General features: G+C 65.1%; 15 protein-coding genes and 1 tRNA gene. 8 read left to right on the forward strand and 8 right to left on the reverse strand.

Annotated features, from left to right (window positions below; all coding sequences use genetic code 11):
- The 5 genes from AC1DVA_RS00005 to AC1DVA_RS00025 all read right to left on the reverse strand — a co-directional run.
- Window positions 1-832 (reverse strand): DUF7146 domain-containing protein (locus AC1DVA_RS00005; protein WP_476804553.1); only part of this gene is annotated, 832 nt, incomplete at its 3' end.
- 189 nt (window positions 833-1,021) lie between these two features.
- Complete coding sequence (locus tag AC1DVA_RS00010; RefSeq protein ID WP_476804554.1) at window positions 1,022-1,246, reverse strand: hypothetical protein; 225 nt, start codon at window positions 1,244-1,246, stop codon at window positions 1,022-1,024.
- Between the two features lie 123 nt (window positions 1,247-1,369).
- Complete coding sequence (locus AC1DVA_RS00015; protein ID WP_476804555.1) at window positions 1,370-2,206, reverse strand: hypothetical protein; 837 nt, start codon at window positions 2,204-2,206, stop codon at window positions 1,370-1,372.
- Window positions 2,207-2,300: 94 nt separating this feature from the next.
- Complete coding sequence (locus AC1DVA_RS00020; protein ID WP_476804556.1) at window positions 2,301-3,593, reverse strand: tyrosine-type recombinase/integrase; 1,293 nt, start codon at window positions 3,591-3,593, stop codon at window positions 2,301-2,303.
- Between the two features lie 95 nt (window positions 3,594-3,688).
- Window positions 3,689-3,775 (reverse strand) — tRNA-Leu (locus AC1DVA_RS00025).
- 274 nt (window positions 3,776-4,049) lie between these two features.
- Between AC1DVA_RS00025 and AC1DVA_RS00030 the strand changes: the two genes are divergently transcribed.
- Both AC1DVA_RS00030 and AC1DVA_RS00035 read left to right on the forward strand, forming a co-directional pair.
- Window positions 4,050-5,054: a complex I NDUFA9 subunit family protein gene (locus AC1DVA_RS00030; protein WP_476804557.1), complete on the forward strand. Its 1,005-nt coding sequence runs from the start codon at window positions 4,050-4,052 to the stop codon at window positions 5,052-5,054.
- Window positions 5,055-5,083: 29 nt separating this feature from the next.
- Window positions 5,084-5,764, forward strand: a complete 681-nt coding sequence (locus AC1DVA_RS00035; RefSeq protein WP_476804558.1) for an HAD family hydrolase — start codon at window positions 5,084-5,086, stop codon at window positions 5,762-5,764.
- A 13-nt stretch (window positions 5,765-5,777) separates the two neighbouring features.
- Here AC1DVA_RS00035 and AC1DVA_RS00040 read toward each other — a convergent pair whose 3' ends face one another.
- The gene (locus AC1DVA_RS00040; RefSeq protein ID WP_265051912.1) at window positions 5,778-6,773 is read right to left on the reverse strand and encodes a 2-hydroxyacid dehydrogenase; all 996 of its coding nucleotides are present in this window, start codon (window positions 6,771-6,773) and stop codon (window positions 5,778-5,780) included.
- 179 nt (window positions 6,774-6,952) lie between these two features.
- Here AC1DVA_RS00040 and AC1DVA_RS00045 point away from each other — a divergent pair, with 179 nt between their 5' ends.
- A complete protein-coding gene (locus AC1DVA_RS00045) occupies window positions 6,953-7,483 on the forward strand; it encodes an SH3 domain-containing protein (protein WP_476804559.1) in 531 nt (176 codons plus the stop codon).
- A gap of 207 nt (window positions 7,484-7,690) precedes the next feature.
- Here the strand turns inward: AC1DVA_RS00045 and irr are convergent, their stop codons facing one another.
- On the reverse strand, window positions 7,691-8,155 hold the full coding sequence (irr, locus tag AC1DVA_RS00050) for a Fur family transcriptional regulator Irr (RefSeq protein ID WP_265051914.1): 465 nt from the start codon (window positions 8,153-8,155) through the stop codon (window positions 7,691-7,693).
- Window positions 8,156-8,455: 300 nt separating this feature from the next.
- Here irr and fabA point away from each other — a divergent pair, with 300 nt between their 5' ends.
- The 5 genes from fabA (at window position 8,456) to AC1DVA_RS00075 (ending at window position 11,871) form a co-directional block, all read left to right on the forward strand.
- Window positions 8,456-8,968 (forward strand): 3-hydroxyacyl-[acyl-carrier-protein] dehydratase FabA, encoded by a 513-nt coding sequence (fabA, locus tag AC1DVA_RS00055; protein WP_089176843.1) that lies wholly within the window; start codon window positions 8,456-8,458, stop codon window positions 8,966-8,968.
- 112 nt (window positions 8,969-9,080) lie between these two features.
- On the forward strand, window positions 9,081-10,307 hold the full coding sequence (gene fabB, locus AC1DVA_RS00060) for a beta-ketoacyl-ACP synthase I (protein WP_265051915.1): 1,227 nt from the start codon (window positions 9,081-9,083) through the stop codon (window positions 10,305-10,307).
- A 7-nt stretch (window positions 10,308-10,314) separates the two neighbouring features.
- Entirely contained in the window at window positions 10,315-10,587 is a 273-nt protein-coding gene (locus AC1DVA_RS00065) for a DUF3303 domain-containing protein (protein WP_265051916.1), read from the forward strand.
- 138 nt (window positions 10,588-10,725) lie between these two features.
- Entirely contained in the window at window positions 10,726-11,559 is an 834-nt protein-coding gene (gene fabI / locus AC1DVA_RS00070) for an enoyl-ACP reductase FabI (RefSeq protein ID WP_476804560.1), read from the forward strand.
- Between the two features lie 66 nt (window positions 11,560-11,625).
- Window positions 11,626-11,871 carry a DUF2188 domain-containing protein gene (locus tag AC1DVA_RS00075; RefSeq protein ID WP_265051918.1) on the forward strand — a complete coding sequence of 82 codons (246 nt, stop codon included), beginning with the start codon at window positions 11,626-11,628 and terminating at the stop codon, window positions 11,869-11,871.
- Between the two features lie 24 nt (window positions 11,872-11,895).
- On the opposite strand, the gene AC1DVA_RS00080 is transcribed toward AC1DVA_RS00075, so the two are convergent.
- A complete protein-coding gene (locus AC1DVA_RS00080) occupies window positions 11,896-12,249 on the reverse strand; it encodes a hypothetical protein (RefSeq protein WP_265051919.1) in 354 nt (117 codons plus the stop codon).
- Between the last annotated feature and the right edge of the window lie 314 nt (window positions 12,250-12,563).

Genomic DNA, 12,563 nt, shown 5'->3' on the forward strand with positions numbered 1-12,563 from the left:
GGTCGCCGACGGCCTGCGTCGCCCTTTGACTGGCGCCGCTCTCATCCATCTCTCCCAGAACACCGATGGCCTCGATGTCCGGCATGACGGGGAAGTCCTTGATCGCGTCGGCCGATCCCGTCGCCCAGACCGGCGAGATCCCGGCCGCGCGCGCTGACAGGCACGTCTCGATGCCTTCCCCGATCACGATCGTCCTGCTGGAGCCTTCGATGCTTTCGAGCTTCATCGCTGCGCCGCCGACCGGACCCATCATCTTCCGATCGATCTTGGAGCCGTCAGCTGTCAGCGCGGTGCGATGGATGGCAACGAGCTCGCCGGTATCGATCCTATGGAATGCCGCGACCATGCAGGGGTGGCGGGTGCGCTTGCCGAACGGGCAGGACGGGTGAAACCGGATCACGGCCATCGCCATCTCGTCGGCCAGCTCGAGGCCACGCGACCGGAGGTAGTCCTCGACGAGCGTCCCGCGGGGATCGACTGATTCATTCCAGATCGCGATGGCGCGCTGCTTGCGCGGCTCGGCGTCCTCCCGAACGGGAGCGGCCTGTTGTGCGTGCGGGTTGCTCATGATGCGAGGCGCCGATCTGTCGTCGATGCCAGCGCGGGTCTTCACATAGTCACGGCAAGCCATCGGATCGTCGCCGGCGTGGCTGTGCACCACGAAGCCGCCAGGATGGTCCGGCGCGATCTTGACCGCCATCGACCTGTCTGCAGGACTATGGCCCGGCCCCGGCGCGACAAGCTGGCCGCCGGTTATCTCGCCGCCGAGGGCGCGCTGAAGGTGGGGGAGTGTCAGCATGACACCTCCGACGAATAGGCCGGGCGTGACCATCAGCGGCTCTCCCGAATGAGGCCGGCATGGGCGGCGATGGCGAGCGCAAGAGGCTCGGAGACAGCGACGCGACGCAGAATGGCGTTGAGAGCAAGTCGCTGTGTGTTAAGGTCCGGATTGCTAGCTCCCCAGCCAAGCACTACGTCGGATCCCGTGAGCGCCCCGCCAGGCGCTCCGGGGTTTCTGATTTCAGCCTGCATCGTTGACGGCCTCCTTCTCGGAGACGCCTTCGAGCCTGCGGATATAGCGCTCGATCTCGGATGCCCGGATGAAGGTCCGGCGGCCGTTGCGAACCGCCTTGAGTCGGCCGGCGGCAAGTTCGGCGTAGCCCTTGGTAGGCTTGAGCCCCGCCAGCGCGATGCCCTTGAGAAAGGGGATCAGCGGATCAACGGGTGGGATGAATGCAGTGTCCATCTTTCGTCCTCAATCACCCGCATTCCAGGGAACGCAACTGAGCGGGTGTGACGAGGGAAAGATTGGAACGATTATCTGATTGAAATCATTTAGTTATTTGTAACGATAGGCCTAGCGTTTCAGCTATTTTGTAACGGTAGGCCTAGCGTTACGTTCTGGTAGCTTGCTTAGCAGAATGCGCAGCGATTGTTCGGTGTATGGGGCCCACCCGAACTGCGCCAACTGCGAGTTGACGATATCTAGGATTTCGCCGGCCGCCGCAGTTCGATTGACTGGACGCCTGAGCCTCTTCTGCTGTTCGCAGTATGCGGCAAACGCGTGGGCGATGAACTGGAGCTTGATCTTCTTTTGTTCCGCTCGCTTGGGTGCCGACGTGGCGCGCCCGGCGATGGCCTTCGCGCCCTCGACGGCAAGATAGTGGGCCGTCGACTCTTCAAGCCGAAGCCAGTACCAGGCGTCGGCCCATTCCATCATGACTTCCCACTTTTCAACGTTCGGGCCGATTACGCTGCCGACCTGATCGTTTAGCGCCAGGAAGCGCGCCGCGTTGGACTCGCGCGACAGGTAGCCGCGCCGCGCGATGATTTTTGCGAAATTGATGAATAGAGCGACCAGACCGRCATCCATACCCTCGACGCCAGTAGGAGCCTTTGAATCCTCGACGGTCCCAAGAACTTGGGAATAGTCGAGTTCGCCGGCTTTGCGCAGGACAGCGTTCGCGCGCTCAATAAGCCATTCTCGGATAAATGCGGGGTCGTCGCCCGTCATCGTCCGATCAACAAGCCCGAGAGCCGACCCGAGAGCCGGGTCGTGATACTCGTTCAGTTGGTGATACCGAATGCCCTTGCGTTCGATATGAGCACTCTTCAATACGCTGTGCGGCCTGCCGGGCTGCTCTGCGCGCTCGTGTGGGATCTCTGGCAGATTTAGGTGGTCGTCGTCATCCGGTGGCACAGCCATTATCGCACCTTGCGAACACCGTTGGCAGGATGGGTCAGGCGCGCGGTGCATCGCGCTTTTTCCCTGGCTGGTACAGCCCATCCGTCTCGGTCGATTAGCCGGCGCTCGCTGGCTTCATCGGAATGACCTTGGCGCCGGAGCGCAGGCGATCGAGATAGTTCGCCCACCACGCCGCCATCTCCACGCGCTCTTTCCAATGAGCGCCGCGGGCATAGGCGCGACGGACGGCATCGACCTCCTGATGGGCCAGCGCCCGCTCGATAGCATCGGGCGACCACTTGCCGGATTCGTTCAGGAGCGTTGAGGCACTAGCGCGAAAGCCGTGCGAGGTTGCGTCAGAGCTGGTGTAGCCAAGACGCCGTAGTGCCGCGTTCAACGTGTTCTCGGACATTGCCCGCTTGACCGATCGAACGGAGGGGAAAACCAACTCTCCGTCGCCGGATATCAATCGCAGCTCTTCCAAGATGGACAGGGCTTGCTTGGGCAGGGGCACAGCATGCGGCTTGCGCATCTTCATCCGTCCGGCAGGGATGGTCCAAACGGCTTCCTCGGTATCGAACTCTCGCCATTCTGCTAGGCGCAGTTCGCCGGGCCTCGGGAAGAGGAGGGCCATCAGGCAGAGCGCGTGCCGAGTGAGCGGTGTACCATCGTATTCGTCGATTGCCCGAAGCAAGGCGCCGAAAGCCTTCGCCTCAGTGACGGCCGCATGGCTTTTCACAACAGGCGCCATCAGGGCGCCGCGGAGCGCCAAGGTCGGATCATCCTTCGCGCGCTGGGTAGCAATCGCGAAGCGGAACACCTGCCCAATGATAGATCGCATGCGCCGCGCAGTCTCGAGATGCCCGCGTGCTTCGATCTTGCGGAGCACCACGAGGATTTCGGCGGCGCTGATTTCGGTTATCGGCCGCCTGCCTAGGACAGGCTTTGCCAAGTCGAGGAACCAGTGGAATTTATCGAGCGTGGCCTGGGCCTTGCCGGCCAGCTTCTTCCTGGCGGCCACTTCGGCGGCGATGGCCTCAAAAGTGTTCTCCCTCTGGGCCTGGCCGGTCAGCTTCTCCAGCTTCTTCTCTGCGCCGGGGTCTTTGCCATCGCGGAGCAGCTTCTTCGCCTCTTCGCGTCTCGCGCGGGCTGTACGAAGATCGATCGCAGGGTAGGGGCCGATGGAAAGTTTCTTCTGCTTGCCCCCGAATCGGTACGCTAGCCGCCAGAGCTTCCCGCCTTTTGGCTCAATCCAGAGCTGAAGGCCGCCTGCATCGGAGAGCTTTACGGTGCGATCGCCGGGCTTGGCATTCCTTATCGCAATGTCGGTCAGGGGCATGGTGTTGGCCTGAGTTTGGGCCTGTTGGCCTATGCGGGCGAGCAGGCCAACAAATTCGGCGGCTGTCAACGAAGGCAGRCGATGGCAGGCAAAGAGAAAGGCCCCCGAAACGCTAGGTCTCGGAGGCCTTTTCTGTCATCGGCGAATGCCGACGAAGGTAAATGTGGTGCCCAGGAGAGGACTCGAACCTCCACGCCCTTGCGAGCGCCAGCACCTGAAGCTGGTGCGTCTACCAATTCCGCCACCTGGGCAACGGCGGTTCGTTTACGGGGGGCGAGTCGTCCTGTCAACGGGCTTGCGGAAATGAATTGCATTCGCCTGCCGGTGGGCTGTGGAAACCGCTTCGGCGCGGCGCGCGAAGGCGGGAAAAAGCAGCGATGGCGCGGCTTCGTGCGGGGTGGGAGCTGCCGGCCTAGGGCGAAACGCCGCAAGCCGCCGGCAGGGGTGCGTTCGCCGCAAAAGGCATTTCCACTTTGGCGAGACATGATCTAGGAGGGCAGAAGCATTCTAAACGGAGCTTTCGCGATGGCCTCTCAAGCCCCGGCCCAGCAACTCGTGACGGTCTTCGGCGGCTCCGGCTTCGTCGGCCGCCATGTCGTGCGGGCGCTCGTCAAGCGCGGCTACCGCGTGCGCGTCGCGGTGCGCCGGCCGGACCTCGCGGGCTTCCTGCAGCCGCTGGGCACCGTCGGCCAGATCCATGCCGTACAGGCCAATCTGCGCTATCCGGCTTCGGTGGCGGCCGCGGTCCAGGGCGCCGACGCCGTCGTCAATCTCGTCGGCATCATGCAGGAGCAGGGCCGCCAGAGCTTCTCGGCCGTGCAGGCCAACGGCGCCCGCGCCGTGGCCCAGGCCTGTGCCGCTGCGGGGATCACCCGGCTCGTCCATGTCTCGGCGCTGGGCACAGATGCCGAATCGCGCTCTTCCTATGCCCGCAGCAAGGCTGAGGGCGAAGCTGCGGCGTTCGCTTCCGTGCCGGATGCGATCGTGCTGCGCCCCTCGGTGATGTTCGGGCCCGAGGATACTTTCTTCAATCGCTTCGCCTCGATGGCCCGGATGCTCCCGGTCCTGCCGCTGGTCGGCGGCGGGGCGACCAAGTTCCAGCCTGCCTTCGTCGGCGATGTCGCCGAGGTGGCGGCGCGCGCGGTCGACGGCACGATGACGGGCGGGCGCGTCTACGAACTTGGCGGCCCGGAGATTCTGAGCCTGCGCCAGATCATGGAGGAGGTCTGCCGCGTGACCGGGCGCAAGCGCCTGCTGGTACCGCTGCCCTTCCCGCTGGCGCGGATCGTTGGAAGCGTGCTGCAGGTCGCCGACACGTTGACGCTCGGCCTGGTCCCGGACGAGCTGGTGCTGACCCGCGACCAGGTCACGCTGCTCGAGAGCGACAATATCGTCTCGCCGGCTGCGGTCGCTGAGGGGCGGGACTTCGCCGGGCTCGGCCTTGCGCCGACCACGGTCGAGGCCATCGTCTCGTCCTATCTCTGGCGTTTCCGCAAGACCGGTCAGTTCGACGCCGCCCGGGCGAGCTGAGCCACCCCGCTTCGGCTCGGGAGGCGCGCGTGCCGTTCGATCTCGTCATCTATGATTGCGACGGCACGCTGATCGATAGCGAAACGCTCTATAGCGAGGTCAGCCTCGTTCTCTGTCACGAGATCGGGCTGACGCAGTGGACGCTCGACGACTACAATACGAACCTGATCGGCATCCCGCTCGTCGACGGCTTCAAGGTGATCGAGGCCGCGCTCGGTCGACCGCTGCCTTCCGATTTCGAAAGCCGGATCGAGGACGGCGTCGCAGCCCGCCTGGAGAGCGAGTTGCGGGCTCTGCCAGGGGTGCATGAGGCGCTGCGCGAACTGGCCGGGCGCCGTTGCGTCGCGTCCTCGACGAGCCTCGAGCCGCTGCGGCGCAATCTGGGCCTGGCCGGACTGATCGACCTGTTCGATCCGCATGTCTTCTCGGCGTCGCAGGTTGCCCGCGGCAAGCCGGCGCCGGATGTCTTCCTCTTCGCCGCCGCGCAGATGGGTGCCGAGCCGGAGAACTGCCTGGTGCTGGAGGATTCCGTGCCCGGCGTGCAGGCCGCGAAGGCTGCCGGCATGCAGGTGGCCGGCTTCACCGGCACCGCCCATGACAAGGCCCGCACGCGTGAGCGCCTGCTGGCGGCCGGCGCTGCGGCCGTGATCGACGACTATCGGGAATGGCCTGGCGAGGCGGAGCGGCTTGCGGAGCTGCGCGCCGCCTGAGCGGTTTGGCCCGTCAGAGCATGCTGGGCAGCACGCGATCCGGTGGCTTGTGTCCGTCCATGAAGGTCTTGATGTTGACGATGACCTTCTCGCCCATGTCGGCGCGGCCCTCATGCGTGGCCGAACCCATATGCGGGAGGACCACCACCTTGTGCTGGCGCGCGAGCTTGAGCAGGCGCGGATTGACCGCCGGCTCGCTCTCGAACACGTCGAGGCCGGCGCCGGCGAGTTCCCCGGCTTCCAGCATGCGGGCGAGCGCGGTCTCGTCGACGACCTCGCCCCGCGCCGTGTTCACCAGGATGGCGTCGGGCTTCATCAGCTTGAGGCGGCGCGCCGAGAGCAGGTGGTAGGTCGCCGGCGTATGCGGGCAGTTGACCGAGACGATGTCCATCCGCGCCAGCATCTGGTCGAGCGAATCCCAATAGGTCGCGTCGAGCTTCTCCTCGGTGCGAGCGTCGACCCGGCGGCGATTATGGTAGTGGATCGACAGCCCGAAGGCAGCGGCGCGGCGCGCCACGGCCTGGCCGATCCGCCCCATGCCGACGATGCCGAGGCGCTTGCCGGTAATGCGCCGGCCGAGCATCCAGGTCGGCGACCAGCCGGCCCAGTCGTCGTCGGGGATGACGCGCGCGCCTTCCGCGATCCGGCGCGCCACCGCGAGGATCAGAGCGATCGTCATGTCGGCGGTGTCGTCGGTCAGCACGCCCGGCGTGTTGGTGACGGTGATGCCGCGCTGCACGGCGCTGGCAACGTCGATATTGTCGACGCCGTTGCCGAAATTCGCGATCAGGCGCAGCTGGTCGCCGGCCTGCGCGATGATGGCCGCGTCGATCTTGTCGGTGACGGTCGGGACCAGCACATCGGCGGTCTTCACCGCTTCGACGAGCGCGGCCTGCGACATCGGCTTGTCGTCGATGTTGAGCCGGGCGTCGAACAATTCGCGCATCCGGGTTTCCACCACGGCGGGCAGCTTGCGCGTCACCACGACCAGGGGCTTCTTCTTCGACATGGCGGTCACCCTTCCGTCATTCGCCGCATCCGTCGCATGCCCTCAACCAGCCATTAACCCTGATGGCCCAGGAATGACGACGGCTGCGCGGCCGGCATGAGCGTTCTCTAGGCGGCGCCGCAGCGGAAGACAACTTGACCCTTCGCCGGGGGGCAGGGCGCTTAGCAGGAGAGCGGTGGATGAAGGCCTCGTCGATGCGCCGTCTGGCCATGATCGGCATTGTATTCACGGGCTCGTCCGTCGCTGCTTTCGCGCAGGACATGCAGGCCGGGTCGGTCACCGGCCTGCCGGTGCCGCGCTATGTCAGCCTCAAGACGGACAGGGTGAATCTGCGCGAAGGGCCGTCCAAGGAACATCGCACCCGCTGGGTCTATCAGCGCGCCGGCTTGCCCGTCGAGGTCACGGCGGAGTTCGAGACCTGGCGCCGGGTGCGCGATGCCGACGGAACCGAGGGCTGGGTGCTGCACAGCCTGCTCTCCGGGCGCCGCACGGCGCTCGTGGCGCCCTGGTCACGGAACAAGGACGAGGTCTTTCCGATGCGCAGCGCGGCCGCAGAGGACGCAAACGTCGTCGCGAGGCTGCAGTCCGGCGTCGTCACCAGCGTGGCTGCCTGCGTCAATGCCTGGTGCCGCGTCAGCGTCGGCAACATCACCGGCTTCATCCGCCAGGAGCGGCTCTGGGGCGTCTACCCGAACGAGAAGGTCGACTGAAACGCGGCCTTCCGGCGGCTACTGCGCCGTCAGCGGTCGCCCGCCGCGATCGAGCAGGGCCAGCCGGCCCGTGTCGCGCAATAAGCCGCCGAGGCAGGTGAGGCCGGGAACGCGTCAGCGACAAAAATGCAGGCGAAGGCTCGTCGCGCGATTGGGAAAACGCATCGTACCTCGCTCGTCCCTGGCCTTTCGAGCGGGGAGGGCCGTTCAGCTCTCGATCTTGCGCAGCCGCACCACCACATCGACGCGGGCGATCTCATAGCCCTCGGGCGGCGTCGGCAGGCTGGCGACATCGATCTCCTGAGCGGGGATATCGATCACCCGGTTCTCGCCATCCACGACGAAATGATGATGGTCGTGATCGGCGGTGTCGAAATAAGCCTTGGCGCCGTCGAGCGTCAGCTCGCGCAGCAGGCCGGCTTCGGTGAACTGGCGCAGCGTGTTGTAGATCGTCGCGAGCGAGACCGGGATGCGCTCCTTCATCGCCTCCTCATAGAGCATCTCGGCGCTGATATGGCGCTGGCCCTTGGCGAAGAGCACCCAGCCGAGCGAGACGCGCTGGCGTGTCGGCCGCAGGCCGACGCGGCGGAGCTTCTCGCGGATGTCGTGGAACGGGCATCCCTGCCGCACCGCCGAAACCTGGGCCTGATCCTGGGAGGTCAGATCGCTCATGCCGTTTTGCGTGCCCTCATCCGAAACGGACGCTCGATGCTCCGCCTGCTGATTGAAATCATCCTAAGAAATGTAGGGCCTCGGCTTCCTCGTCGCAAGCATGACGCCGTTATTGGGGAACCCGGTCTCGCCTTTCCTTGATCTGGCGCAGTGCCGTTGCGGTTCTTGATGCTGCCATGGTTTTTGACGCTGCCATGTGGGTCGGCGCGCCTGTGCCCTTTCGTTTCCGGTTCCTGCCGTGTTAGGCACGGCTGAGAATACGCCGGCCGAATCCAGCTGGCGCAAGGGAGCGGAACGGGAATGCAGCGTCAGTCGTCTTTCAGCTACGAGGAGATCCTCGCTTGTGGTCGCGGGGAACTGTTCGGGCCGGGCAATGCGCAGCTGCCGCTGCCGCCGATGCTGATGTTCGACCGTATCACCGAGATCGCGGAAGAGGGTGGCGAGCACGGCAAGGGGCTCGTTCGCGCCGAATTCGACATCAAGCCCGACCTCTGGTTCTTCGACTGCCATTTCAAGGGCGATCCGGTGATGCCGGGCTGCCTGGGTCTCGATGCGCTCTGGCAGCTCACCGGCTTCTTCCTCGGCTGGCTCGGCCTGCCCGGCCGCGGCCGGGCGCTCGGCGTCGGCGAGGTCAAGTTCGCCGACCAGGTTCTGCCTTCCGTCAAGCGGGTCGTCTACGGCGTCGACTTCAAGCGCGTCTTCAAGTCGAAGCTTGTGCTCGGCATCGCCGATGGCTGGCTCGAGGCCGACGGCAAGCGTATCTATACGGTCAGCGATATGCGGGTCGGCCTGTTCAAGCCGGAAGCGGCCTGAGGAAAAACAGCCGCATGACCTTGCGCCTTGTGAGCGCGCGGTCCATTTGCGCGGTATGATCCGGAGCAGCAGGTGTGCCCCGCTGCGGGCGGGTAGCTGGAGATAAGCGAGCATGAGACGCGTCGTCGTCACCGGGATGGGCATCGTCTCGTCCATCGGCAACAACACGCAGGAGGTGCTGGCCTCGCTGCATTCGGCGAAATCGGGCATTTCCCACGTCGCCGAATTCGCCGAGCACGGCTTCCGCAGCCAGGTTGCCGGCGTGCCCACGCTCGATCCCGCCACGGTGCTTGACCGGCGCGCCATGCGCTTCCACGGCGGTGGTTCGGCCTGGAACCAGGTGGCCATGGAGCAGGCGATCGTCGATGCCGGGCTTGAGACCGCCGAGATCAGCAACGAGCGCACCGGCATCATCATGGGCTCGGGCGGCCCTTCGACCCGCGCGCTGATCGACGCCTACGACAAGGCCCGCGAGAGCGGCTCCTCGAAGAAGGTCGGCCCCTTTGCCGTGCCCAAGGGCATGTCCTCGACCGCCTCGGCCACGCTCGCGACCTGGTTCAAGATCAAGGGCGTCAACTATTCGATCTCCTCGGCCTGCGCGACGTCGAACCACTGCATCGGCAACGCCTACGAGCTGATCCAGTGGGGCAAGCAGGACATGATCTTCGCCGGTGGCTGCGAGGAACTGGACTGGACGCTCTCCGTCCTGTTCGACGCCATGGGCGCGATGTCCTCCGACTTCAATGCGACCCCGGCTCGCGCCTCGCGTGCTTATGACGTGGCGCGCGACGGCTTCGTCATCGCCGGCGGCGCCGGCGTCGTCGTGCTGGAGGAGCTGGAGCACGCCAAGGCGCGCGGCGCCAAGATCTATGGCGAGATCGTCGGCTATGGCGCGACCTCGGACGGCTACGACATGGTCGCTCCCTCCGGCGAGGGCGCRGTACGCTGCATGCGCATGGCGCTGGAAGGCGTGAAGGCCAAGGTCGATTACATCAATCCGCACGGCACCTCGACCCCGGTCGGCGACGCCAAGGAGATCGAGGCGATCCGCGAGGTCTTCGGCGCCGGCGACAAATCGCCGCCGATTTCGGCGACCAAGTCGCTGACCGGCCACTCGCTGGGCGCGACCGGCGTGCAGGAAGCGATCTATTCGCTGCTGATGCTCAACAACGACTTCATTTGCGAGAGCGCCCATATCGAGGAGCTCGACCCGGCCTTCGCCGACATGCCGATCGTGCGCAAGCGCATCGACAATGCAGGCTTGGGCTGTGTCCTCTCCAACTCCTTCGGCTTCGGCGGCACCAACGCCACCATCGTGATGAAGCGCCTGGAGGCCTGAGGCCGCCATGCTCTTCATGGTGATCGAGCATTTCGATCAGGCCCGCGTGAAGGACGTCTACGCCCGCTTCCAGGAACGGGGGCGGATGGCGCCGGAAGGCTTGCGCTATGTCGAAAGCTGGGTCGCCGCCGATCTCGGCCGCTGTTTCCAGATCATGGAATGCGACGATGTCGCCCTGCTGCAGGAATGGGTCCTGCAGTGGAGCGATCTAGCCCGTTTCGAGATCGTGCCGGTCGCGACATCGAAGGCCGCCGCCGCGGCGATCCTGAAATCCGGTTAGCCATCGAGCCCTGGAGCAGAGCCTGCAATGGGCCTGCAATCATAAAGCGCCGTTCAAGGCTTGACGTACCGAGTTGCAGAGCGTTCTTCCCGTTTCCCGCCTTCGGGTCCGATCCTGAAGCCCCTTTCCGAGTTTGCCATGCTCCCGCTGATGCATAAAAAGCGCGGCCTCATCATGGGTGTCGCCAACCAGAATTCGATCGCCTGGGGCATCGCCCGCACCCTGAATGCCCACGGGGCCGAGGTCGCCTTCACCTATCAGGGTGACGCGCTCGGCAAGCGTGTCCGGCCGCTGGCCGAAAGCATCGGATCGAATCTGGTGATCCCCTGCGATGTCGAGGATCTCGCCTCGGTCGACGCGACCTTCGCGGCGCTCGACGAAGCCTGGGGCGGCGATCCCGAGCGGAACTCGCTGGATTTCATCGTCCACGCCATCGGATTCTCCGACAAGAACGAGCTCAAGGGGCTCTACGCCGACACCAGCCGCGAGAATTTCTCGCGCACCATGGTGATCTCCTGCTTCTCCTTCACGGAGATCGCCAGGCGTGCCGCCGACCGCATGCCCAAGGGCGGCAGCATGATCACGCTGACCTATGGCGGCTCGACCCGGATCATGCCGAACTACAACGTCATGGGCGTCGCGAAAGCGGCGCTTGAGGCGAGCGTGCGCTATCTCGCCGGCGATTACGGCCCGCGCGGCATCCGCGTGAACGCCCTGTCGCCCGGCCCGGTGCGGACGCTGGCCGGCGCCGGCATCTCCGACGCACGCGCCATGCTCTCCTGGCAGCGGGCCAATTCGCCGCTGCGCAAATCGGTCTCGCTGGAGGAGATCGGCGGCTCGGCGCTGTATTACCTTTCGGATCTGTCCGGCGGCGTCACCGGCGACATCCATCACGTCGATGCCGGCTATCACATCACCTCGATGCCTGCGCTCGAAGGCCTGCGCGCTGCCGATAGCGGCAACGGCGAATAGACGGAACCTGAGGCCCCGGCTCATTGTTCTCCTTCGATCGAAAGAACGGTCGAAGGAGGGTGTGCAATGGTCATGGTCAGATATGAGGTCGTCGAGCACGATGGCGGCTGGGCCTACAAGGTCGGCGAGGTGCTGTCGGAAACCTTTTCGTCGCACGAGGCGGCGCTGAAGGCCGCCACCAAGGCCGCGGCGCGCCAGACGATCGCCGGCAATACCGACGGCATCGTCTATCAGGACAAGGATGGTCGCTGGCATCAGGAGCTGGCTGACGGCCATGACCGCCCTGCCACCGAGGTCGTCGACGAACCCTAGGGCCGTGGCCGGTGTGTCTCGCGTTCAGCGCGCCGTGAAGAAGGTCAGCAGCACCTTGTTCTTCTCGCCGAGCAGGCAGAGAAAGCGGCGCGGCTTGTCCGAGCGGTCGGTCCGCAGATAAGCCTCGCCCATGACGATGCGCGTGACCGAAATATCCTCGATCCTTGATTCCGAAACGGCGACGGTGGTGCCGTCCTCGTCGATATAGATGTCCTTGATCTCCGGGTCCCTGGCGTGGAGCGTCTGGAGCGCCGCCGCTTTGCAGGTCGCGATTTCCGGCGTCGCCGGCTTCTCGCTCTTCGGTGGAACCTCCTGCGCGAAGGTCGAACCACACAGCAGGGCGGTGGAGATCAGGGCAGGGGCCAGGAGCCGGAACATGACGAGCACTCGGATTGATCGGTGAGTGCTGAACGCTTCAGAGCCCCACTGGTTCAAAGGGCGATGTCATCCCGTGCGCGCTGCGGCGCGAAGTGCCGCTGCGCAGACACGGGACCGCCAAACCGGATTAAGCTCAATCTTTCCGCGCCGGAGCCGCGATGACCGCCCGCTCTATGTCGGCGTCATGCGATCAAGGCGCATGCGGCCCGGTACGACATCGACCAGCTCGTTCATGTCGAGACCTTCGACGACCCCTACCAGGCGATCGAGCGCGAGAAGGTCATCAAGAAATGGCGCCGTGCCTAGAAAATCGC

It is taken from the genome of Allobosea sp. P4_C6 (assembly GCF_056402015.1).